Genomic DNA, 24585 nt, shown 5'->3' on the forward strand with positions numbered 1-24585 from the left:
TAAAGCTTCTCGATATCCGTAAGAATTTAATCACCAACCGGCCTTAAACTATTCGCCAAGTGGCATGCGCATCCCGGAAAGCGCAAATCGTTAAGGCAGCCTGATGCATAGAACGCACATCAAAAATATCACAGATATACAATTATGCATACCGTTAACTTTACAAGCTTAATAGTTTGAATCTTGAGATGAAAAAGCTTGACGCTTCAGCTATCAGGCTGCCTGACGGTGTGGACATAATATGTTGCATCATTGCCGACAAGGCGTTGCCGCAGCCACCAGACCGAGCCTTTCTTAACGACGCCGGCACTCTGGTGCATACCCAGCAGCTTCGTGATCAGTAATCCAAGGTTCGGCTGATGCCCGACTATCAATACTGTTTTAGCGCTATATTTAGAGGCCAGCTCTCTGGCGATGCGCTCCGCACTGCTGTCCACGCTTAAAAACTCTTCGATTTTCACTGGCGCCTGATTCAATGCAGACAGTGCCGCTGCCGTTTCCCGGCAACGCTGTGCAGGGCTACACAGCACCACTGTGACGGCAGGCAGGTAATCACTGAGCCACTTTGCCATCCTGGCCGCATCTTTACGGCCGCGTTTGGTCAAGGCGCGGTCTGTATCCCTGCCGCTGGCGCTGACATCTTCAGCCTCGGCATGCCGCCAGAATATTAAATCCGCCATAGATATTCCATTCGTTTAATCGGCATATTTCTGTATCAGGAACTGCTGGGCACTGAACACCGGCAGTTTGGCAAGCGCAGGCTGGCTTGCACTTAATTGATAGCTGCCGTCATCCTGTAACAGCCAGGCATCGTGATTATCATCCAGGTAGACCTGGCAGCATTCCTGCAGGATCCTGGCGCGGTTTTTGGCATCGGTGATCGGCCAGGCGATTTCCACGCGCCGCATCATGTTGCGGTTCATCCAGTCCGCACTTGAAAGCCACATGCATTCATCGGCATCAATCTTGAAATAGAACACGCGCGAATGTTCCAGCAGGCGGCCAATCACCGAGCGTACACGGATGCGGCCATCCAGCCCCTTTGCATTGACCGGCAGGATACACGCGCCGCGCAGTATCAGGTCGATTTCCACCCCGGCGCGCCCTGCCCTGACCAGCGCCCGCACCAGCATTTCATCGGTCAAGGCATTCATTTTCAGGATAATACGAACCGGCTTGCCCGCCTTGGCAGCCGCTTCGGACGCCCTGATCTTGGCGAGCATCTGCTTATGCAGGTTAAATGGCGCGACCAGCAGCTTCTGCATGCGTGGCAGCTTGACCTGGCTGGCGATATGCCTGAACAGATGCTCCATATCGCGGGTAATCTGGGGGTCGGCAGTGAGCATGCTGACATCGGTATAAAGACGCGCGGTCTTAGGATTGTAATTGCCGGTAGAAACATGACCATAGTATTTAAGGCCTGCGCCCTCACGCCGCATCACCAGCAGCATTTTTGCATGTGTCTTCAGGCCTACGATACCATACACGACTTGCGCACCGACTGATTCGAGATCCTCAGCCCAGTTGATGTTGGCTTCTTCATCGAACCTGGCCTTCAGCTCCACGACTGCCATGACTTCCTTGCCGCGCCGGACGGCTTCCTGCAGCAGCTTGAGCATACGCGGGTCTGAACCGGTACGGTAAATTGTCTGCTGGATAGACAGTACATCGGGGTCATTGACGGCCTCACGCAGAAAATCGATGACCGATTCAAAACTTTCATAGGGCTGGTGAATCAGGATATCCTGCTGCTTCAGCTGTGTAAAAAATGACTGGTTAGGCTGCAGCAAAGCGCTGATTTTAGGTTCAAACGGCTTGAAATTGAGATGACTGCCTTCGGCAAGATTCGCCCACATCATCAAACGTGCCAGATTAACAGGACCATGCACGCGATAAAGCGATTCTTTAGGCAGGTCAAACTGTTTCAATAAGAATTTAGCCAGTTTTTCATCGCAACTGTTGGAGACTTCCAGGCGCACCGCATCGCCAAAGTTTCTCTGCACCAGGCCCTGGCGTAATGCGGTACGTAGGTTTTTCACGTCTTCCTCATCCACAGCCAGGTCTGAATGCCGGGTAACGCGGAATTGTGAAAAGCTCAGCATTTCACGCCCGGCAAACAGGCTCTCCAGATGCGTGCGTATGATGCTTGATAAGGAAACGAACAATTGCTGCTTGCCGCTCAGGTTCTTCGGCAGCTTAATCAGTCTGGGCAAAGCCCTGGGGACGCGCACGATCGCAATATTATTCTGCCGCCCGAAAGCATCCGTGCCGCCTAGAGAAACAATAAAATTGAGCGATTTATTGGCCACCTGCGGAAACGGATGCGAAGGATCCAGCGCTACCGGCACCAGCAATGGGCGTACATTCGAATCAAAATAGCGCGAAACCCAGCGCTTCTGCTCAGCCGTACGCTCACCGTGCGATACCAGGCGAATGCCTTGCGCTTCAAGTGCCGGCACCAGTTCATTGTTGAAAATGTCATACTGCTTATCGACGAGGGCATGCGCTACTTTTGAGATCGCCTGATAACTCTCGACATTCACGTCACTCTGCTGCTCGCCATCACGCATGGCATCGACATGCGGTGCCGCACGCACCTCAAAGAACTCATCCAGGTTTGATGAAACAATCGAAAGAAAACGCAGGCGTTCAAGCAGGGGATACTCTGTGTTCTGCGCCAGGCTCATGACACGCTCATTGAACGCAAGAATACTGATGTCGCGATTCAGGAGTTTTATTGGGGAATTAATCGTCCGCATGTTATTAACAATAATATAGTTTCAAACATACTATGCGTCAATTATGACAATTTAATGAAGTTACGGTGAAAATGAAACCGCGTCAGCCACACAAAAAACCAAACCAGCGCTTGATTGTATTGCAAAGTTCCAATGCGGTGCCAGAGGTATGCATATGAAACCATGCAAGAAGCGGAACCTCCACGGATAAATCCGCTTTATTCGGCAAGTATTTTAGACGCAAGTACCTTTGATAACAGCGCCGCCGCGGCAGCGAATCCGAAAGGCGCCGTCACACAGACGCTGGAACCATAGCCGGCACAATTCAGCCCGGTGACGGCGGCCTCGGCATCGGTCTCACAGGTACGGTTGGGCTGAATGACATTTTCATCGGAATAAATGGCAGTAATGCCAAACAGTGAGGCTTTGCGCCGGGAGGTTTTGTTCTTCGAATCGTCGCCTTTAGGGAAGGCATAATCGCGGCGCAGGCCGTTCCTGACTTTGGCCAGCAAGCGGTCACCCGTCACGAGCGACAGATCAGCCTGCCTGATCCTGGTAGGGTCGAGGCGCCCGCCGGCACCGCCGGTGGTCACTATCGGGATATTGTTTGATTTGCAGAAAGCCACGATTGCCATTTTGGCCTTGGCGTCATCAATGCAATCAACGATGCCGTCATAGTTGCGACTCAACATCTCTCCCGCGTTTTCCTGCGTCACGAAATCCTCGATCTCATGCACGGTTGCCAGCGGATTGATACTGTGGATGCGTTCGCGCATTGCGGTTACCTTGGCTTTGCCAAAAGCGCCATCCACTGCATGCAGCTGGCGATTCACATTGGATTCGGCAATGTTATCCAGGTCGATCAGCGTAATGGTGCCGACCGCATTGCGCGCCAATGCCTCTGCCGCCCAGCTGCCGACTCCGCCAATGCCGATCACGCAGATATGCGCTGACTGCAGCCTGGCCAAGCCCTCCGCGCCATAAAGCCGTGACACGCCGCCGAATCGCCTGGCGACATCGACATCATCATCGGGAACGGTTGAATTACCCACCGTCATGTTTCCAGCACCACGAATGCTGCAGCCAGGTTTTTTTCATCACTGATACTGATATGCGTGTGGCTGATATTCCTGCTTTGCAGAAAAACCTGCAACTCCGGCGCCAGGATCAGCATCGGCTTGCCGAGCTCGTCATGCGAGACTGCAATGTTCTGCAAAGTAGCCGGCGCGCGCAAACCGGTACCCAGGGCTTTGGAAAATGCTTCTTTTGCGGCAAAGCGCTTAGCCAGGAAGCGTGGCTTGATGCCGGATGCGAGATAACTGGCAAATTCACTTTCCGCCAGAATGCGCTGCGCGAATGCGTCACCGAATTCTTCAAGTGATGCCTTGATGCGCGCAACTTCAACGATGTCTGTGCCTATGCCAAATATCATATGCATTTACGTGACAAGTTACTCGGGTGCAAACTCTTTGATCAGCGCCTTCATCTCACGCACTGCATTGTCCCAGCCCACAAACAGCGCATGCGCCACGATGGCATGGCCGATGTTCAGCTCTTCCAAACCGTGGATGGCTGCGATTTCATGTACATTGTGATAATGCAGGCCATGCCCTGCATTCACGACCAGCCCCAGATCAAGCGCATGCATTACCGCTGCTTTGATACGCTCCAGTTCGGCAGCTTTTGCCGTTTCATGCTCGGCATCGGCAAAGGTGCCGGTATGCAATTCAATCACCGGCGCACCGGTTTTCTTTGCCGCATCAATCTGCGCAATATCCGGGCCGATGAACAACGAAACGCGGATGCCGGCATCGCTGAGCCTTTTGACGGCTTTCTGTACATTGCTGAAATTTCCCGCAACATCCAGCCCCCCCTCTGTCGTGCGCTCCTCACGGCGTTCCGGCACCAGGCATACATCCTGCGGCGCGACCTGCAAGGCGATATCGATCATTTCATCCGTCACTGCGCACTCGAGATTCATCTTGGTCTGCAACAAGGGGCGCAGCGCGAATATATCGGCATCCTGCATGTGGCGGCGGTCTTCACGCAGGTGCAGGGTAATGCTGTCCGCACCGGACTGCTCGGCGCGCAAAGCCGCCTGCACTACGCTCGGGTATTTTGTGCCACGCGCCTGGCGTATGGTTGCGACGTGGTCGATATTGACACCTAATTTAATCATTTTTGACTTTCTAAAAACTTGGTTTTAACCGCCGATGAACGCCGATGCACGCAGATAAAACTTTTTGAGTTTAACTTTATACAGTAGTTGTTAGTACTTATTTTAAATTCAAACTACTTGTAAAATACTTAGCAATTCAAGCTGTTTTTATCGGCGTGCATCGGCGGTTAACTTAAAACTAAAAATCCTGCAAATCTATCAATAACTGCCTTGTATGCAGCGGCTTATCACCCAGGTAATGCGCCAGCAGATAACGCATGAGCTGCTTGCTCTGCTGCTTGGTTTGCACTTGACCATAATCATCATTGGCCATATCAATCAGGGTTTTGCCCAGCAACTGTACGCCATTGTCATATTTACCCAAGGCGCCCTGTAACTTGAACGCACCAGATTCTGCCACATAGCGATAATTTTGCGCTGCAACAATTGCTTCATCATCCATGTCCGTTGCCAGCGGAATGGCATAACCTAACTCCTGCAGGAACTTCAGCTCAAACCTGCGCAGAATTGTTGCTAAATCCTGCCCGGTCGCCAGTCTTTGCAGTGTGTCTGCATAATATTCAAACAATGCCTCATGCGGGTCTTCACGCGGCAGCAATCGCAGCAATAGCTCATTGAGGTAAAAGCCGCACATGAGCGCCTCGCCCTGCAACAGCAACAGGCTGCCGTTCCAGTCCAGGCTGTGCAATGTTTTCAGCTCCTGCTTGCCCGACCAGGTTGCAGACATTGGCTGAAACGCCTGCAGCAGGCCGCGCATCGCTGAACGCGGACGCCTTGCCCCCTTGGCAGTCGTTGCAACGCGCCCGAAATTGCGCGCAAACAACTCCACCACCAGGCTGGTTTCTTTAAACGGATAGGTATGCAGCACGTAAACTGCCTGGTTATCCTGCCGGTGTGTAGTGACTGTAGCCATAACAACTTTAATTTAAACCGCCGATGCACGCCGATAAACGCAGATAAAACCCATGAATTATATTTCTCTGGACACTGCGGCAATACACATCTCTATCATTTCCAAACAAGAAAGAAATTTATACTGAGATTCTAATGACAAAACCACTGATTCACTTTTTCGATGATCTGAAATCGGCGTTTATCGGCGTGCATCGGCGGTTAACAATCAATATCCCAGACTCTTCAGCGCCCGCTCGTCGTCTGCCCAGCCGCCTTTTACTTTCACCCAGACTTCAAGATACACTTTTCCGCCGAACAGTTTTTCCATATCCATCCGCGCTTCGGTGGATATCTGCTTGAGCTTCTCGCCGCCCTTGCCGATCAGCATAGGCTTCTGGCTTTCCTTATCGACGATCACTGCGCAGAAAATGCGGCGCAGTTTGCCAACCTGTTCGAACTTTTCGATTTCCACAGCTACTGAATACGGAATTTCATCCCCTGAGAACCTGAATACTTTTTCACGCACCAGTTCCGCAGCGAGGAAGCGTTCATTCTTGTCAGTCAGTTCATCTTCGGCATAGATTGCCGGCTGCTCCGGCAGGTATTTGCGGATAGTGGTCAGCAGTTCTTCAATATTGAGCGTCTTTTTGGCACTGACCGGCACGATGTCCGCAAACGGGAACTCAAGGTCAAAATCCTGGATCAGCGGCAACAGGTTGCCTTTATCACCCATCAGGTCCAGCTTGTTCACCACCAGGATAGTCGGTGTTGTTTCCGACAGCAGTTTGAGCACCATACGGTCAGCATCGCCGAGCTTCATCGGCTCAATCACGAACAGCACCACATCGACTTCTGACAGTACCTGCGTCACGGTTTTATTCAAGCCTTTATTCAGGGCATTAAGGTGTTTCTGCTGGAAACCCGGCGTATCCACAAACAGATACTGGGTGTCATCCGTGGTATGGATGCCCAGCAAGCGATGCCTGGTGGTTTGCGCCTTGCGTGAAGTAATGGCTAACTTGGTACCCAGAATGTGGTTTAACAAAGTAGATTTACCCACGTTCGGGCGGCCGACGATCGCCACCGTTCCGCATTTAAAGACGGATGCCTCACCAATATCTGCTTCGAAGTCGTGGTCTGTCATTTTTTAGTTTTTCCAATATAGTTTTTTTTGATTTCCAGCAAGGCGAGCTGGGCTGCCTGCTGCTCAGCAAGCCGGCGGCTGCTGCCTTCGCCTACGGTGCGAATATCATGTTTCTGAATAAAACACTCCACTACAAACTTCTGGGCATGTGCTTCACCGCTGGTAAGCGTAACGGTGTATTCCGGCACGGCGATTTTTCTGCTTTGCAGCAACTCTTGCAGTAATGATTTGGGGTCTTTATCAATCACCTTCGGGTCGATCGTATCCAGCTTGGCTGCGTAAAGCCCAAGTACAAACGCTTCTGCGGCGTGAAAACCGCCATCGAGATAAACTGCGCCGATAATGGCTTCCAGCGCATCGGCCAGAATGGAAGGCCTGCGCCAGCCTGCGCTTTTCAACTCACCTTCACCTAATTTAAGCGCATCGCCCAGGTTAAGGGATGTCGCCAGTTCACTCAATGTTGCCTCTTTTACGAGCTGCGCGCGCAAGCGGCTCAAATCACCTTCTGCCAGTTTCGGGAAGCGCTGGTAAAGCTGATTGGCAATAATGAAGTTGAGAGCGCCATCACCCAGGAACTCCAGGCGCTCATTATTGTGGGCGCCAAAACTGCGGTGCGTCAGCGCCTGCGTCAGCAGATTAACGTGAGTAAAAGTATGCGACAGGCGCCTGGCTAATTCCTGCTGAATCATTGTTGACTTTTAAAATGCATGGTCTTACTTTGCATCACCCTGTGTAGAAAAATCAATTAACACACTGATATTGCCGGCAATCGGTTTGACAACCTGATACTCCACATTGACGGTTGTACCGGAACTGGTTTTTTCAATCGTTAAATCTGAGCCCTTCACAACTGAAATATAGGCAATATTGGCCCGCTTATCAAAAGACTTTTTGATATCACTCGCACTCATCGTATCCAGAGGTTCCTGCTTCATGGCACTCAGCACTTTTTTAACCGACAGGAATTCCATGTAGGCAGGCACAACCTTCATGCCAACCAGCGCAACGACAACAAGCAAAGCAGATACAACGACCAGGCCCATCAACGTCACACCATTCTGTGTTTTATGGTCAGCGCGATAATTCTTCAAGTGATTTGTCATGTTCTTCCCCGTGATTGATTGAGTTTGAGATGCTATTTTATATAACACGTATTGCTCAAAGCTATTTTGCAAAAATATTAATGAATCGAATTACCTATTCTAGAACCCTGATCAAAATTCATCCAGATAAAAAACGCCTTGCCGACTAGATTTCTTTCCGGCACGAATCCCCACACCCGGCTATCCGAACTGTTATCCCGGTTATCACCCATGGCCAGGTAATGTCCTGGCGGCACGGTAATCTCCTCATCCTTTAAGAATTTCCCGCCCAGGCTGTCTTCATCATAGCTGCCGACGACATCGTGGATCAGGATATCATGCTGTACGCTGTCCAGCTGTTCACGATATTTTTTCGCCACGATCACATTGAGGCCAGCCATTACGTATTCATAATCACCGGCAAGGGCCTGCGGCACCGGTTCGCCGTTGATCGTCAGTTTTTTATCCTGATAGCGGATCCTGTCACCTGGCAGGCCGATGACACGCTTGATGTAATCCACTGACGGTGCCGGCGGATAATGGAACACCACCACATCACCGCGTTGAGGCTGGTTCACCTCTAAAAAAGTATTGTTCAGTATCGGCACACGCAGGCCATAAGTGAATTTATTCACCAGGATGAAATCACCGGCCAACAAGGTAGGCATCATGGAGCCGGACGGGATTTTAAATGGCTCCACGATAAACGAGCGTACAAAAAACACGACCAGGATTACCGGAAAGAAGCTTTTTGCATATTCCACCAGAATAGGCTCATCTACGCCTGCCGGGCGCTTTTTCCTTAGCACAAGAATATCCAGCAGCCAGATAAAGCCGGTTACTATCAATATGACAATCATGAACAATGCGAACATCATGGCGTTTTACCTTAATTTTGTATGTTTTAAGACTACTTATCTTCAACCCGCAAAATGGCCAGGAACGCTTCTTGCGGGATCTCAACGCTGCCCACCTGCTTCATGCGTTTCTTACCTTCTTTCTGTTTCTCCAGCAACTTGCGCTTACGGGTAATATCACCGCCGTAGCATTTCGCCAGAACGTTCTTACGCATGGCTTTCACCGTTTCACGCGCAATGATGTTGGCACCGATTGAGGCCTGAATCGCCACATCGAACATCTGGCGTGGAATCAGCTCACGCATCTTGGCAGCCACTTCACGGCCTCGGTAGACGCTGCTGCTCCGGTGCACGATCAGGCTTAGCGCATCCACGCGTTCGCCATTCACCATGATATCCAGTTTCACCAGATCCGCGGCACGGAACTCAAGGAACTCGTAATCCATACTTGCATAGCCACGGGAAACAGATTTCAGCTTATCAAAGAAATCGAGCACCACTTCATTCAGCGGCATCTCGTAACTGAGCATCACCTGGCGGCCCATGTACTGCATATTGCGCTGGATACCGCGCTTATTGTTACACAAGGTCATTACCGGACCTACATAATCCTGCGGCATCAGCAGGTTCACCACGATCATGGGCTCGCGGATCTCTTCAATACGCGAAGGCTCCGGCAGGCGGGACGGATTCTCGATCTGCACCACCTCACCGCTTTTAAGCAGCAGCTCATACACCACGGTCGGCGCAGTAGTGATCAGATCCATATCGTATTCACGCTCCAGGCGCTCCTGCACAATCTCCATATGCAGCAAACCAAGGAAACCGCAGCGGAAACCGAAACCCAGCGCAGTCGAATTTTCAGGCTCAAACAGCAGACTGGCGTCATTCAGGCTGAGTTTTTCAAGCGCCGTGCGCAAAGCCTCGAACTGGTTGGACTCGACCGGATACAAACCGGCAAACACTTGCGGCTTCACCTCCTTGAAACCCGGCAGAGGTTCGGCAGCAGGCTTGCCGGCCAAGGTCACGGTATCACCGACTTTAGCAGCAGCCAGCTCTTTGATCCCGGCAATCACGAAGCCTACTTCACCCGCAGAGAGCGCAGTCTTTTGCAGCGATTTAGGCGTAAACACACCCACCTGCTCGCACAGGTATTCGGCGCCCGTTGCCATCAGGCGGATTTTTTCCTTAGGCTTCAGCACACCGTCGATCACGCGCACCAGCATCACCACACCAACGTAGTTATCAAACCACGCATCAATGACCAATGCTTTCAGGGGCTGGGCTACATCACCCTTAGGCGGCGGCACTTTAGCGATCACCGCTTCCAGCACATCGCGCACGCCTACACCGGTTTTGGCCGAACAGCGCACGGCATCACTCGCATCGACACCGATCACATCCTCGATTTCCTGGATCACCCGATCCGGGTCGGCTGAAGGCAAATCAATCTTATTCAGCACTGCCGTGACTTCCACACCCAGGTCAAGCGCTGTATAGCAGTTAGCCACGCTTTGCGCTTCTACACCCTGGCTGGCATCCACCACCAGCAAAGCCCCTTCACAAGCCGAGAGTGAACGGGACACTTCATAACTGAAGTCCACGTGCCCCGGTGTGTCAATCAGGTTCAGCTGATAGACCTGGCCATCATCCGCCTTGTACTGCAAAGCCGCTGTCTGCGCCTTGATCGTAATGCCGCGCTCACGCTCAATATCCATGGAATCAAGCACCTGCGCCTCCATCTCGCGATCAGCCAGGCCACCGCACATATGGATGATCCGGTCAGCCAGCGTAGACTTACCGTGGTCGATGTGGGCAATGATGGAGAAATTACGAATATTTTTCATGGTGTATTTTTAATATGTGACGATTTCAATAACTGGCTAAATTTTACAACCTGGTTCTACTGGTACTGATTCTATTTGGTATTAAGACAAGCCCGATTTCCATCCGACTTACCGGTTTAACAACAAGGGCGCTCTAGGCGCCCTTGTTGTTAAACTGAACAGCTCGGATTTTACAGCAAATTCAAAGTATTAACATCTACTGATTACCGCAGGCATGATGCAATGCCTATTTACCGACCGGAATTTTCACCGGCACGTACAAAGTGTTTTCACCGCGCAATACCAGCAATGCAACAGACTTGCCTGCGGCAAACCCTGCCAGTTGCTTATTAAACTGTTCCAGGCTCTGCACCTCGGAGTTATTCAGCCCCAGGATTACATCGCCACGGCGAACACCCGCCTGGGCAACGGCTCCCTGCGCATCCAGAACCACCAGGCCATTTTTACCACTCAGCTTCTTGCGCTGCTGGGCGGTTGCCTCTTTGAGCACCAGGCCAATGCGGTTAACTTCCGGCTTGGCTGCAGGTTTTGCTGTCTGCGCAACCTCGGTGCCTTCGGTCGGCATTTCACCAACCGTAATATTCAGGGTTTTCTGGCTGCCCTTGCGCAGCACTTCTACCGCCGCAACCTTGCCGGGTTTAGCTGCTGCAACAGCACGCGGCAAATCAGTGGATGCGGTAATCGGCTTACCGTCAAACCTGGTGATCACGTCGCCGGCTTCAAGGCCACCTTTATCGGCAGGCCCGTTCTTTTCAACAGCAGAGACCAGGGCGCCATTCGTATTTTTCATGCCAAATGATTCTGCCAGTTCTTTGCTCAATTCCTGAATGACGATACCGAGCCAGCCACGGTTAACCTTGCCGGTGGCTTTAAGCTGATTGGACACATCCAGGGCCACGTCAATCGGAATGCTGAAAGAGAGCCCCATAGAACCGCCGCTGCGGCTATAAATCTGGGAGTTGATGCCCACCACCTCGCCGGCCAGGTTAAACAGCGGCCCGCCGGAGTTGCCTGGGTTGATCGCCACATCGGTCTGGATGAATGGCACAAAATTCTCCTGCGGCAATGCGCGGCCTTTTGCGCTGACGATACCGGCAGTCATCGTGTTTTCCAGCCCGAAAGGTGAGCCAATCGCTGCAACCCATTCGCCCACTTTCAATTTATTAGGGTCTCCGGTGGTCACTTTCGGCAGGCCGGTGGCCTCGATCTTCACCAAAGCGACATCGGTACGCTTGTCGGCACCGATGATCTTGGCTTTGAACTCACGCTTATCCGACAGCTTGACAATCACCTCGTCCGCCTCGGCCACCACATGCGCATTGGTTAAGATGTAACCGTCACTGCTGATAATAAAACCGGAACCCAGTGACTGCGATTTATATTCCTGCTGCGGTGCGCCATTCTGGCCTGGCACCTGCCCTGGCATAGGAATGCCGAAACGCCTGAAGAATTCCTGCATCTGCTCATCGCCGGGCATCCCGGGGAACGGCACAGCATTTTCCGCTTTCATATTCTGCGTAATGCTGATATTGACCACGGCAGGCCCTTGTGTCTCGGCCAACACGGTAAAGTCCGGCAAATCCTTGGCATAGGCATATGACTGAACCACAGCAATCAAACTGAAAGCAACTGCGGCAATCCAACTTTTCTTCATCTACTCACCTCGTTTAGTTTGAAATTACACAAATCGTATCCACACCTGCATCAATCATGACCGGTGATGTTTTGGTTTGAATTTTCACAGGAACCTGTATCACCTGCATGGCGCAGGACAACAGCACGGAATTTTTTGCCGTACGGTTTTTTGACCCGGCCAAAACCGACCAGATGCCCTTTCACCCAGGCAAACCCCAGCAGCAGCCCAAGGGCCGCACCCAGCATGACGTAAAGCTCGTTATCCAACAGGGCATCAGCCAGCACTGCAGCAAGCAGCATGGTAAAAAGCGGCACGACATAAAGGTAAAAAGCGGAACTGAGTACAACGCGCTCATCAATACCGACCACCACACTATCTCCGACATTGGCATTGATCGCGTTATCAGCCGCAAATTCATGGCTGTCATGCCCCAGAAGCCTGCCCCAGGTGGCATTACCGCAGCCGCGTTTCTGGCCGCAGAGGCCGCAGGCGGTGCGTCTTTCGATTTCAAGCATGACATGGTCATCGAAACGCTTTGTCACTACTGCAAATTCTTCAATCATGGCTGTAAACTACACTATCCGGTTACTTTTAAATGCGGTTACTTTTTAAATACAACGGCATTGGCAATCTGGACGACCGTGGCCTCAGGCACTTCACCGATCACCGTCACTAGATGCCCGTTATTCACATTGGCATAAAAACTGGTGTTACCGGTTGTCGTCAGCACGTTTTTGGGCGCCGGCTTCTCTTTCGTCGGCTTCACCACAGGCTCTATAAACAGCGAAACGAATGCAAGGCCGTCGGAAAAGATCACGTGGATAACCGGCGCAGGCTTACCCTGAACCTTACGGATCACCTGATCCACCTTGCGGTAGCCAGGAGGCAGCACTTTGATTTCCCAGTCGATCGGCGATCCGGGATCAGCAATTAATTCCTGCTCCTGCTCCATCACGTAGCTCTTGTTGTGATCTATCCTGGGCTTGAACCAGTCCAGCTCAACCGTCTTCATCAAGGCGACCTGGTTGAAGCCTATGCTTTCCAGGATTTCATTGCGGTTATTGAGCATGACCGACTTCAGCAGCAAGCCATACTCGGTATCAACCCAAAATCGATAGCTGTAACGCAGCCCATCCTTGGGTTCCAGCACCAGCACCTGCGCAGCACGCCCCGCTATGCGCTCGGCCTCGCCACTGCGCAGCGTATAACTGGCACGGATAGAATCAAGGTCAGTGGGTAAAATCGCCGGAAACATATTCTGGGCACGGCGCTTTTCAATGAAAATCTTGCCGTTGCGCGGGTTGTAAATCACGACATTTCCGCTCTGGTTAAATACTTCGCGCGGCGAACCGTCCAGAACCACGTTACGTGCAAATTCATTCTGGCCATCGAACAGATGTGTAATCTCTACCGATTTCACCTGTTTGGCGGTCTGGCAGACAAAGATACCTTTGTAGCTCAAAGCATGCGCCGCAACTGCCGCTTTCTGCAAAACCTGCCAGGAATCCTCTTCAGAAGCATAACTATTTAAACTTGAGAGTAAAACTGCAATCAGTGATGCACTGGCAAGATTTCTGGCCAGGACAAAATACTTCATCAACATCACTCCGTATAGCTCACTGATTGAATGTAATAAGAACTCGCAGATGGCGCGGATGACTGATGCGCTGCCATGTATTCATTCGGAATGGCCTGTTCGACTGCCTCAGCTTTTGCCATTTCAATTGCAGGTACTGCGCTGCCGGGCTGCACTTGCTGCATCGCCATCCAGCCTACCGCCATCACCGCAGCAAAAGATGCCGCTATCGCCCACCTGGCAGGCAGCCTGTCTTTAACTTCTGACGATTTTTCTGCATTCACCTGAAGTGACTTTGGCGCCAGCACCGTAGGCTCCATATCAATCCTGTGCATTAGATTCTGCTTGAAATCCTTACTGAGCATCCGACTACCGCGCATAGCATCGCCAATCAGATGGTATTGGCTCCAGGTTTCGGCTGACTGCCTGCTGGATTGCAATGATGACATCAGATGTCCGGCATCTTCCACCGCAATCTCGCCATCCATCAAAGCGGATATTTGTTCACTCATTTTTTGCTCCTAAACACTAAACCAAGCTCCCACAAATTCTATTCTTACCAACGTTTATTCTCAGGCGTATCCAGCAACGGCCTCAATTTTAAGGCAATGGTTTCACGCGCCCTGAAAATGCGCGAACGCACGGTACCTATCGGGCACCCCATGATATTGGCGATCTCTTCATAACTGAGGCCTTCAATCTCACGCAATGTAATCGCTGTACGCAGCTCTTCAGGCAAACCCTCGACCGTATCGTTCACGGTCTGCGCGATCTGCTTGGTCATCATGCTTGATTCAGGCGTTTCTGTGGTGCGCAGTTCATCACCGCTATCGAAATTCTCAGCATCTTCGATTTCAATATCGGTGCTCACCGTAGGCCTGCGGCCGACTGAAACCAGGTAGTTTTTAGCGGTATTGATACCGATACGGTACAGCCAGGTATAAAAAGCACTGTCACCGCGGAAATTAGGTAAAGCACGATAGGCTTTGATGAATGATTCCTGCACCACGTCTTCGATTTCAGACTGGTCGCGGATCATGCGGGACAGCAGGCGCGCTAATTTGCGCTGGTACTTATCCACCAGCAGACCAAAGGCACGCTTATCTCCGCGCTGCGCGCGCAATACAAGCTCATGATCGATCTCACGATTACCTGGAGTTGGAGTAATAGCCACTACTGTAAGATTTCCTGTAGTCTCAGTCTTATTTTGTTCAATTTTATTATCACGCCTGCCGACCTCATTAGTATACCCTTGCGACGAAGGTTGCATGAAGTTTAATTGCGTAAATTCCTGTATTTTACCGGGCTGTATCATTAGTTATTCCCTCACTGTCATTAGGGTATTTCCATTCATTGAAATTAGCAACTTGAATCAACAAAAACACCCTTTACTCATTAATAACCTAAAGCACTTGCTTTTCATCCCTGCTGCACTATTTCATGCTTGCTGCACTATTGCTATTGCCTTTTACAGTGACCGCGATACACTCTCGTTAGTTCCTCCTGAGTTCAATTTACCTCACCCCTACAGATTAAAAACCTATGCAGCAATTTGACGTTTTAATTATTGGCAGCGGCCTCGCCGGTTTGTCTCTGGCACTACGCACGGCGGAGCACAAGAAAATATGCCTGATAAGCAAGCGTACCATTGACGATTCGGCCAGCAACTGGGCTCAAGGCGGTATTGCAGCGGTACTGAACGACGAAGATTCAATAGAAGCGCACATTCAGGATACCCTGACAGCCGGCGCCGGCCTATGTGACGCAGCCGTGACCAGAAAAGTGGTTGAGCATGGCAAGGAAACCATCGAGTGGCTGATCGAGCAAGGTGTCAGCTTTACACGCGAGCAGGATGACAGCGGTTACCATTTAACCCGCGAGGGCGGCCATAGCCATCGCCGGGTCATACACGCTGCCGATGCGACCGGCCGCGAGGTGCAGACCACGCTGGCGCAGAAAGTCCGCCAGCACCCCAATATCACCCTGCTTGAAAATCATATCGCAGTCGACCTGATCACCACACAGAAAGTAAAAGATCCGGGGCTACTCAACAGCAACGCCTGCCTGGGCGCCTATGTGCTGAATAACATCACAGGCAAAGTCATCACCATCGGCGCGCAGAACACCGTGTTGGCCTCTGGCGGCGCCGGGAAAGTCTACCTTTACACGACAAACCCGGATGTCAGCACCGGCGACGGCATAGCGATGGCCTGGCGTGCAGGCTGCCGCGTCGCCAACATGGAGTTTATCCAGTTCCACCCCACCTGCCTTTATCACCCGCAGGCAAAATCCTTCCTGATTTCAGAAATCGTCCGTGGTGAAGGCGGCATACTGAAGCTGCCCGACGGCACCCGGTTCATGCCAAACCATGACCCCAGGGCAGAACTGGCGCCACGCGATGTCGTAGCGCGCGCCATTGACTTTGAAATGAAAAAACGCGGCCTGAATTGTGTCTATGTAGATATTTCGCATAAATCGCTGGAATTCATCCAGGATCACTTCCCTAACATTTACCGCCGCTGCCTGGAACTGGGCATAGACATCAGCAAAACGCCGATTCCGGTAGTGCCGGCAGTACATTTCATGTGCGGCGGCATCATGACAGACGATATAGGCCGCACCGACATCAAGAACCTTTACGCGATTGGCGAGACTGCATGCACCGGCCTGCACGGCGCAAATCGCCTTGCCAGCAATTCACTGCTTGAATGCCTGGTATTCGGCCAGTCCGCCGCGGAAGACATCCTGAAACAGCCGGAAAAGCCTGTGCCCATCCTGCCTTACTGGGATGAGAGCCGCGTCACCGATGCTGATGAAGAAGTGCTGATCACCCATACCTGGGATGAGCTGCGCCGCTCCATGTGGAACTATGTCGGCATCGTACGCACGGATAAACGCCTGAGCCGCGCCTTGCATCGCATCCATATGCTGCGTGACGAAGTGCATGAGTTCTACAGCAATTTCAAGATCAGCAACGACCTGATCGAACTGCGTAATTTATTGCAGGTTGCCGAACTGATCGTAAGAAGCGCAATGGAACGCAAGGAAAGCCGCGGCCTGCATTACAGCAAAGACCACCCCAACACGGATGCCGACCCCATCCCGACAGTGCTGGAACCATCCAACTATTACAGCCTGCTTGACCGCGAACACGGTCATCAGCATGAACACCGTCACTAGAACATAACAAAGCACTTGAAGATGTCATTACTGCGTTCCCTTTTTGCAGGCCTGCTGCTTTTATCATCCGCAACAAGCCACGCTGACATCAGCTATGCGGTCAGCTACGTCTACGATGGCGATACGGTTGAATTGAAATCCAATACCGGTGACAGGCTGAAACTGCGCCTGACCGACATTGACGCTCCAGAGCGCAACCAGGCATTCGGCCAGAAAGCGCGCCGCGCGCTCTTCAACCTGTGCAAAGACAGCACCATCAGCGTTGAGCTGGCCGGCAAGGACAAATATAACCGCCACTTGGGCAAGCTGGAGTGCAACCGGACCGATGCCAGTCTATACATGGCCGAGCATGGCTACGCCTGGCATAACGAAAAATACTCTAACAACCTCGCCATCAAGCATGCCGCCGCAACTGCACGCAAAATGCATATCGGCCTCTGGGGCGCAGAAAACCCAATACCGCCGTGGGTCTGGCGCCGTTTGCACCAGAACGCATATCCGGCTGCCAGATAGCCATGACCCCGGACCCACAAAATGCCCATGCGCGCTAACGGATTTAATTAAAAAGTATTGCTGGCTTTAATCGCAATCTTACGTATAATCCCCTGCAATTCATTTACCCTACGCCAACCAATCAGCGTAGCGGTCTCTTACCCTGATTATCTTCCGTATCCAAATACCGAATATAACCACATATGCCTAGACCTCGATTGGTGTTGCTTCATTAAAGTAATAGGTCGGCCTAATACCTAAACTGGAGCACTGCCTTGACAGCACAAACAACGAATACAAATGAAATAAACTCGCCTATTGATGGGTTTCAACCCGAAGCCATCAAAGCGGATCTTTCGATTGAAAAAAGCACACTCAGCTTTAATGAGTTAGGACTATGCGAGCCGATTCTGCGCGCGATTTCCGATACCGGTTACACCAACCCGACACCGATACAGGCGAAAGCCATTCCGCTGGTGCTGAACGGCGGCGACCTGCTGGCCGGCGCGCAAACCGGTACCGGCAAAACCGCAGGCTTCACATTGCCGATCCTGCATTTACTGAGCCAGAAACCACATGCTGAAGCTGCAAAAGGCCGCCCGCGCTGCCTGATGCTGACCCCGACACGTGAACTGGCCGCCCAGATTGAAGAATCCGTAAAAGTCTACGGCAAACATCTGCCGCTCACTTCTACCGTGATCTTCGGCGGCGTCAATATCAATCCGCAGATCAGCCGCCTGAAAAAACCGCTGGATATCCTGGTGGCCACGCCGGGCCGCCTACTGGACCACGCCGGACAGAAAACCATTGATCTGTCAGGGGTGGAAATCCTAGTATTGGATGAAGCCGACCGCATGCTGGATATGGGCTTTATCCGCGATATCAAGAAAATCCTGGCTATGCTGCCTAAACAGCGTCAGAACCTGCTGTTCTCAGCTACATTTTCGGATGAGATCAAAGCCCTGGCCGACGGCTTGCTGCATAACCCGGGCTTTGTTGAAGTAGCGCGCCGCAACACCGCATCAGAGCTGGTGACGCAAACCGTGCACATGGTGCCGCAATCGCATAAGCGCGACCTGGTGAGCCATCTGGTAACCGCTAATGACTGGAAACAGGTACTGGTATTCACCCGCACCAAACACGGCGCGAACCGCCTGGCAGAAAAACTGGTTAAGGATGGCATCGAAGCTGCGGCCATTCACGGCAACAAAAGCCAGGGCGCACGCACCAAGGCACTCGCCCAGTTCAAAGATGGCAGCGTACGCGTACTGGTCGCAACCGATATTGCAGCGCGCGGCCTGGATATCGACCAGCTGCCGCAAGTGGTTAACTTTGAGCTACCGAACGTGCCGGAAGACTATGTACACCGCATTGGCCGTACTGGCCGTGCCGGCAGCAGCGGCGCAGCGGTATCGCTGGTAGACCGTGAAGAACTCAAACTGCTTAAAGATATTGAAAAGCTGATCAAACGCGAGATTCCAAAAGTGCAGGTTGAAGGCTTTACACCGAACGCCAACCCAGAACCGGAAGCGCCACGCGCACCACGCCCGCAGCACGGCCAGAAGCGCAAGCCGCAAAGTGCCGGCCAGCAGAACGGCAGTCAGAAAAACAGTGGCCAATCAAGCAATAACCAGCCAACCGGCAACAAACCGGCACAAGACAGGCAGCCAAACAGAAACGCCCCAAAAGCAGCAAACAAACCTATGTCGGAAGCGGCGCGCCACCAGGCCATGCCGCAATCAGCATTGTTCAGCCCGCCTCCCAGCCCGTACGGCAACAGACCGCGCTCAAACAATGGCGGCACACGTACAAATGGTGGCGGCAGATCAGCTACCAACCCAAACAGCCAGCATAGAAGCGGTGGCAGAGGCCGCTAGAACCTGAGGTCTGTCATACCAGCGGAGGCTGGTATGACGAGGGTTCTAATAGCTGCATATAAAGCGACCAAATTTACTTGTATAAATATTTTGAAAAAAGTTTTTAGTCCATGAAAATCTGGGTCGATGCCGATGCCTGTCCGGTAGTGATTAAAGAAATTTTATTCAGGGCCGCGATACGTGCGCAAATTACAACCACACTGGTGGCCAACCAGTTTTTGCGCACACCGCCATCGGCCTTTATCAAAACCATGCAGGTGCCAGGCGGCTTTGATGTAGCTGACAACCGGATTGTGCTGGAGATGGAATCTGGCGACCTGGTCATTACTGCCGACATTCCGCTGGCTGCTCAAGTGGTGGAAAAAGGCGGTTTTGCGCTTAATCCGCGCGGCGAGCTTTATACGATTGCCAATATTAAAGAACGGCTGGCCATGCGCAACCTGATGGAAGAATTACGCAGCAACGGCGTAGATATCAACGGCCCGGCCAGCTTTAACCAGGGCGACCGACAGGCCTTTGCGGCGACACTTGACCGCCTGATTACAAAACACCACAAAACCTGAATACCTGCCTGAACCGGAATATTTAATTTAAGAATATTCAAAATATAGTTTAAAATCTTACACTTAATTTTTTTACACAGCGTTATTTTACCGTTAATTTTATCTGGGCTTTTATTCACAAAGCCCAGCTTGAGGAACCAACCATGCAAATCGCAATGAACACCGTAGTATCAATGACTTATGAATTAAAAGATGCCGATGGCAACGTGCTTGAATCAAGCAGCGACCCAGTGGCTTACCTGCACGGTGGCTATGACAACATTTTCCCTAAGGTTGAAGAAGCCATGCATGGCAAAAATGTGGGCGATGTTGTGACTGTAGACTTGCAGCCAGTCGATGCTTTCGGTGACTATGACGAAGAACTGGTGCAAATCGAGCCGGCAAGCGCTTTCCCTGCCGCTGAGCTGAAAGTAGGCATGCAGTTTGAAGGTGAAGATGAAACCGGCGAAGTGATCCTGTACACAGTTTCAGAAATCGCTGATGGCAAAGTCGTGGTTGACGGCAACCATCCTTGGGCTGGCGAACGTGTAATTTTCACTGCGACCATCACCGATGTGCGTGAAGCCAATAAAGAAGAAGTTGCCCATCAGCACGTACATGGCGCCGGCGGCCACCACCACTAAATGCATGACAGCCGCTTGTCGTAAACAATCCGGCTGTCATTCTCGTAAGCAGCTGCCACGTTGCACCTGGGTTTTCAGGGTGCACTGGCAGCTATATTTTTCAGCTTATACAGCATTTCCAGCGCCTGCCTGGGCGTTAAATCATCTGGCTGAATAATTTCCAGCTCGGAAACTACCGGATGCACCAGAACCTCTTCTGGCAGCGTATCCACAACAAACATATCCGGCTGTACTGAACTCACCGCAACCTGATTACTCTCCAGCTGTGTCAACTTCCGCTTTGCGGCATTCACCACGCTCCTGGGGATTCCGGCCAGCTGGGCAACCTGCAGGCCATAGCTTTGATTGGCCGCCCCTTCTTCGACCTTGTGCATGAATACGATATTGTTGCCATGCTCTACTGCATCCAGATGCACATTCGCTGCGAATTTGAACTCATCCACGATGCGCGTCAGCTCAAAATAATGGGTTGCAAACAAGGTATATGACCTGTTCTTTTCGAGCAGTTGTTTGGCAACTGCCCAGGCCAGGCTCAAACCGTCAAACGTAGAGGTGCCGCGGCCGATTTCATCCAGCAGCACCAGTGTCTTATCGGTTGCGTTATGCAGGATATTCGCGGTTTCCGTCATTTCCACCATGAATGTGGAACGGCCGCCCGCCAAGTCATCCGACGCGCCGATGCGCGTCATGATGCGGTCAATTTCACCAATTTTCGCCGAGGTAGCCGGCACGTAGCAGCCACAATTCGCAAGCAGGACGATCAGCGCCGTTTGCCGCATAAAAGTAGATTTACCGCCCATATTAGGCCCGGTTATCAATAATAGCTGGCGGTAAGGGTTCAGGCTTACATCATTGGCAATAAACGGCTGACCGGAAGATTGCACAGTAATCTGTTCCACAACCGGATGACGGCCATTGACAATCTCGATACCAGCCTCGGTAGTAAACTGTGGCGCAACGTAATTCAGGCTGATTGCCCGTTCGGCAAAACAGCACAGCACATCCAGGCTTGCCACTGCACCGGCATTAGTCTGCAACACGGCAATATGCTGGCCAAGCTCAGCCAGTACTTGCTCATACAGCATTTTTTCGCGCGCCAGCGCACGGTCATTCGCACTCAGCACCTTATCCTCAAACGCTTTGAGTTCAGGCGTAATGAAACGCTCTACGTTCTTGAGTGTCTGGCGGCGGCGGTATTCGGCAGGTGCGCTTTCGGCCTGCGTGCGGCTCATCTCGATATAAAAACCATGCACACTGTTGTATTCGACTTTCAGGTTGGCAATACCGGTGCGTTCTTTTTCGGCCGCTTCGAATTGCAGCAGAAAGTCGCCGTGATCGGTCTGAATCGCACGCAGCTCGTCCAGCTCTGCATCGTAACCATCGGCGATCACGCCGCCCTCGCGCAATACCACACTGGGCTCGGCCTTGATTGCAGTGGTGAGCAGGTTCACTACCGCAGGCGGCGCGGATAAATGTTCACCCAAAGTTTGCAGCAGACCGGCAGCCTGGTTGTGCAGCAGAGCCTGCAATAATGGCAGCTGTTGCAAACTTGCGGCAAGCCCCGACAAATCGCGAGGCCGTGCTGTTTTTAAAGCAACTCGCGCCGTAATGCGCTCTATATCGCCGATTGGCCTGAGCCCCTGCCTCAACGCAGCGTCACTCCCATTTTGTATCAAGTCATCAATCGCCTCGTGGCGCTTCATACTCAGGCTTCTATCCCGCAGCGGATGATGCAGCCATTGCCTGAGCAGACGCGCGCCCATGGCGGTTTGCGTAGTATTCAGCAGCGAATACAGCGTAGGCGATGCCTCACCGCGCAGCGTAACGTCGATCTCAAGGTTGCGGCGCGTTGCGGCATCCAGCTGGATATAAGCGCTAGTGCTTTCTACACTGATTGCATTGATATGCGGCAAGGTCGTGCGCTGCGTATGCTTGACATAATCAAGCAGAGCGCCGGCGGCACAGATCGCCGGTTTTAAATCTGCACAGCCGAAGCCATTCAGATCATAAGTATTGAACTGCCTGGTAAGCGTACTGAACGCGCTGTCGAAATCAAACTGCCACGGACTTAAGCGTTTCCTGGCAGCCTTAGTCGAGTTGATGGCAACATGCTGGAAATCATCAGCAAACAATATCTCACTTGGCGCAATACGCTCAATCTCCTGCGCAAGCAAACCAACGGCAATCTCACTTAAAACGAAACTGCCGGAAGCCAGATTCAGCCGTGCCAGACCCAGCACGCCATCTAACTGAAAAATACTGAGCAGCTGATTATCCCGTGACTCGTCCAGCAAGGCCGTGTCTGTCAGAGTACCTGGCGTTAAGATTCTTGCAACCTCGCGCGCCACCGGGCCTTTACTGGTGGCCGGGTCACCCACCTGTTCGCAGATTGCAACAGCCTCACCCAGCTTGGCCAGCTTGGCCAGGTACTGCTCTGCCGCATGATACGGTACGCCGGCCATTTTAATAGGCTGGCCATTGCTGCTGCCACGCTGTGTGAGGGTAATGCCGAGTAATTTAGCGGCTTTTTCGGCATCCTCGAAAAACAGCTCATAGAAATCACCCATGCGATAGAACAGCAGCATATCCGGATGCTGCGCTTTCAACCCCAGATACTGGCGCATCATGGGCGTGTGGCTCTCAAATGAATTAATATCTGGTTTATTATGTTCTTGTGATGTTTTCATTTACGGATTAATAACTGCAAGCTAAGGTAAGTTGATTTTAACCCACTTGAATATCAGGCGACCTTCTTTTTCCACACAACCTGACATGATCAGTTAGTTTAGCACTTTAATTTTTACGGAATTAAAAACAGGCTGGTAGTCAATCGAATTAAAAATGGGTTAAAATCCCATACAATAAATGCGTGTTATTTGCATAACTAATCATTAGTATTACATTATGTCTCTGATAAAAAACATATGTCATCACAAAAAATACTAAACCACGTCTGCATACTCATGTCTACCTACAACGGCGGGGAGTATCTAGCGGAGCAACTGCAATCGATTGCAGACCAGACACACCAGGACTGGCGCGTCATAATCAGTGACGATGGCTCTAGCGACAATACATTGACTATTGCCAGACAATTCCAGTTGAAATGGGGTTCTGACCGCCTGCAAATACGTCAAGGCCCACAGCAAGGGTTCTGCTTAAACTTTTTATCCATGGCCTGCGACGCAACGATTTATGCTGACTTCTATGCTTTTTCAGATCAGGACGATGTTTGGATGGCAGACAAACTAGAGAGAGCGATCGCCTATTTTAATGACAATAATGAATCGCAACTGCCCAGAGCCTATGGTAGTCGCACGCAGATAGTAGATGAAGCACTGAACCCAGTTGGCTTCTCACCTGAATTCACGCTGCCAAGATCATTCAGGAACGCTTTAGTGCAGAGTATAGCTGGCGGAAACACCATGATGTTTAACCAAGCCGCTAAATCACTGATGGAACAAGCCGGCTTGCAAAAAGTAGTCGCCCACGACTGGTGGCTATACCAGTTGGTGAAAGGCGCTGGCGGCATATTTTATTACGACCCTAAACCAGCATTGTTTTACCGACAGCACACACATTCCGTCATAGGTGCGAATACTTCATTAAAAGCCAGGATTGAACGGATATTCTTTGTTTTTAATGACCGCTTCAAAATCTGGAATAACCTGAACTACACAGCCTTATGTAACAACCGCCACTTACTCACTAAAGATAACCAGGATGTTTTAGATGTATTCGGAAAATTCCGCGGTGCAAAACTAAAAGATAGAATTCGCTTATTGGAAGTATGCGGGCTTTATCGCCAGACTTGGCGAGGCACACTATCGCTTTGGCTGGCGACTATTATTAATAAAATTTAGATTTTCTTGATAAGAACAGTACAGTATGCATGGA

At 51.4% G+C, this 24585-nt stretch carries 23 protein-coding genes; 6 read left to right on the forward strand and 17 right to left on the reverse strand.

What is annotated here, in order from left to right:
- Positions 1–206: 206 nt before the first annotated feature.
- The 16 genes from GQ51_RS04995 to rpoE all read right to left on the reverse strand — a co-directional run bounded on the left by GQ51_RS04995 (position 207) and on the right by rpoE (position 15127).
- On the reverse strand, positions 207–680 hold the full coding sequence (locus tag GQ51_RS04995) for a SixA phosphatase family protein (RefSeq protein ID WP_047550566.1): 474 nt from the start codon (positions 678–680) through the stop codon (positions 207–209).
- Between the two features lie 15 nt (positions 681–695).
- The gene (ppk1, locus tag GQ51_RS05000) at positions 696–2759 is read right to left on the reverse strand and encodes a polyphosphate kinase 1 (RefSeq protein WP_047550569.1); all 2064 of its coding nucleotides are present in this window, start codon (positions 2757–2759) and stop codon (positions 696–698) included.
- 197 nt (positions 2760–2956) lie between these two features.
- Positions 2957–3796: a tRNA threonylcarbamoyladenosine dehydratase gene (locus GQ51_RS05005; protein ID WP_047550572.1), complete on the reverse strand. Its 840-nt coding sequence runs from the start codon at positions 3794–3796 to the stop codon at positions 2957–2959.
- Complete coding sequence (gene acpS, locus GQ51_RS05010) at positions 3793–4170, reverse strand: holo-ACP synthase (protein WP_047553915.1); 378 nt, start codon at positions 4168–4170, stop codon at positions 3793–3795. The genes GQ51_RS05005 and acpS overlap by 4 nt, the downstream gene beginning before the upstream one ends.
- An 18-nt stretch (positions 4171–4188) precedes the next feature.
- On the reverse strand, positions 4189–4917 hold the full coding sequence (pdxJ, locus tag GQ51_RS05015) for a pyridoxine 5'-phosphate synthase (protein ID WP_047550575.1): 729 nt from the start codon (positions 4915–4917) through the stop codon (positions 4189–4191).
- A gap of 178 nt (positions 4918–5095) precedes the next feature.
- Complete coding sequence (recO, locus tag GQ51_RS05020; protein ID WP_047550578.1) at positions 5096–5830, reverse strand: DNA repair protein RecO; 735 nt, start codon at positions 5828–5830, stop codon at positions 5096–5098.
- A gap of 207 nt (positions 5831–6037) precedes the next feature.
- Complete coding sequence (era, locus tag GQ51_RS05025) at positions 6038–6955, reverse strand: GTPase Era (protein ID WP_047550581.1); 918 nt, start codon at positions 6953–6955, stop codon at positions 6038–6040.
- On the reverse strand, positions 6952–7644 hold the full coding sequence (gene rnc / locus GQ51_RS05030) for a ribonuclease III (protein WP_047550583.1): 693 nt from the start codon (positions 7642–7644) through the stop codon (positions 6952–6954). Before rnc ends, era begins: the two co-directional genes overlap by 4 nt.
- A gap of 24 nt (positions 7645–7668) precedes the next feature.
- Positions 7669–8058: a DUF4845 domain-containing protein gene (locus GQ51_RS05035; protein ID WP_052177706.1), complete on the reverse strand. Its 390-nt coding sequence runs from the start codon at positions 8056–8058 to the stop codon at positions 7669–7671.
- Between the two features lie 77 nt (positions 8059–8135).
- Positions 8136–8915, reverse strand: coding sequence for a signal peptidase I (gene lepB / locus GQ51_RS05040; protein WP_047550586.1), 780 nt, complete (start codon positions 8913–8915; stop codon positions 8136–8138).
- A 32-nt stretch (positions 8916–8947) separates the two neighbouring features.
- On the reverse strand, positions 8948–10741 hold the full coding sequence (gene lepA / locus GQ51_RS05045) for a translation elongation factor 4 (protein WP_047550588.1): 1794 nt from the start codon (positions 10739–10741) through the stop codon (positions 8948–8950).
- A gap of 226 nt (positions 10742–10967) precedes the next feature.
- Entirely contained in the window at positions 10968–12395 is a 1428-nt protein-coding gene (locus GQ51_RS05050; RefSeq protein WP_047550591.1) for a DegQ family serine endoprotease, read from the reverse strand.
- Between the two features lie 50 nt (positions 12396–12445).
- Entirely contained in the window at positions 12446–12940 is a 495-nt protein-coding gene (locus GQ51_RS05055; protein WP_047550594.1) for a SoxR reducing system RseC family protein, read from the reverse strand.
- Between the two features lie 38 nt (positions 12941–12978).
- Positions 12979–13974: a MucB/RseB C-terminal domain-containing protein gene (locus tag GQ51_RS05060; RefSeq protein WP_235276167.1), complete on the reverse strand. Its 996-nt coding sequence runs from the start codon at positions 13972–13974 to the stop codon at positions 12979–12981.
- Between the two features lie 5 nt (positions 13975–13979).
- Entirely contained in the window at positions 13980–14465 is a 486-nt protein-coding gene (locus tag GQ51_RS05065; protein ID WP_047550597.1) for a sigma-E factor negative regulatory protein, read from the reverse strand.
- Between the two features lie 44 nt (positions 14466–14509).
- On the reverse strand, positions 14510–15127 hold the full coding sequence (rpoE, locus tag GQ51_RS05070; RefSeq protein WP_235276168.1) for an RNA polymerase sigma factor RpoE: 618 nt from the start codon (positions 15125–15127) through the stop codon (positions 14510–14512).
- Positions 15128–15495: 368 nt separating this feature from the next.
- Here rpoE and nadB point away from each other — a divergent pair, with 368 nt between their 5' ends.
- The 5 genes from nadB (at position 15496) to GQ51_RS05095 (ending at position 20688) form a co-directional block, all read left to right on the forward strand.
- Complete coding sequence (nadB, locus tag GQ51_RS05075; protein ID WP_047550600.1) at positions 15496–17133, forward strand: L-aspartate oxidase; 1638 nt, start codon at positions 15496–15498, stop codon at positions 17131–17133.
- Positions 17134–17154: 21 nt separating this feature from the next.
- Complete coding sequence (locus tag GQ51_RS05080; RefSeq protein ID WP_052177708.1) at positions 17155–17646, forward strand: thermonuclease family protein; 492 nt, start codon at positions 17155–17157, stop codon at positions 17644–17646.
- Between the two features lie 320 nt (positions 17647–17966).
- A complete protein-coding gene (locus tag GQ51_RS05085; protein WP_047553928.1) occupies positions 17967–19502 on the forward strand; it encodes a DEAD/DEAH box helicase in 1536 nt (511 codons plus the stop codon).
- Positions 19503–19612: 110 nt separating this feature from the next.
- Entirely contained in the window at positions 19613–20065 is a 453-nt protein-coding gene (locus tag GQ51_RS05090; protein WP_047550603.1) for a YaiI/YqxD family protein, read from the forward strand.
- Between the two features lie 143 nt (positions 20066–20208).
- Positions 20209–20688, forward strand: coding sequence for an FKBP-type peptidyl-prolyl cis-trans isomerase (locus tag GQ51_RS05095; protein WP_047550606.1), 480 nt, complete (start codon positions 20209–20211; stop codon positions 20686–20688).
- Positions 20689–20762: 74 nt separating this feature from the next.
- On the opposite strand, the gene mutS is transcribed toward GQ51_RS05095, so the two are convergent.
- Positions 20763–23375, reverse strand: a complete 2613-nt coding sequence (mutS, locus tag GQ51_RS05100; protein WP_052177709.1) for a DNA mismatch repair protein MutS — start codon at positions 23373–23375, stop codon at positions 20763–20765.
- Positions 23376–23651: 276 nt separating this feature from the next.
- Here mutS and GQ51_RS05105 point away from each other — a divergent pair, with 276 nt between their 5' ends.
- The gene (locus GQ51_RS05105; protein ID WP_047550609.1) at positions 23652–24551 is read left to right on the forward strand and encodes a glycosyltransferase family 2 protein; all 900 of its coding nucleotides are present in this window, start codon (positions 23652–23654) and stop codon (positions 24549–24551) included.
- The last annotated feature ends 34 nt before the right edge of the window (positions 24552–24585 follow it).

The organism is Methylotenera sp. G11 (assembly GCF_000799735.1).
Lineage (GTDB): Bacteria > Pseudomonadota > Gammaproteobacteria > Burkholderiales > Methylophilaceae > Methylotenera.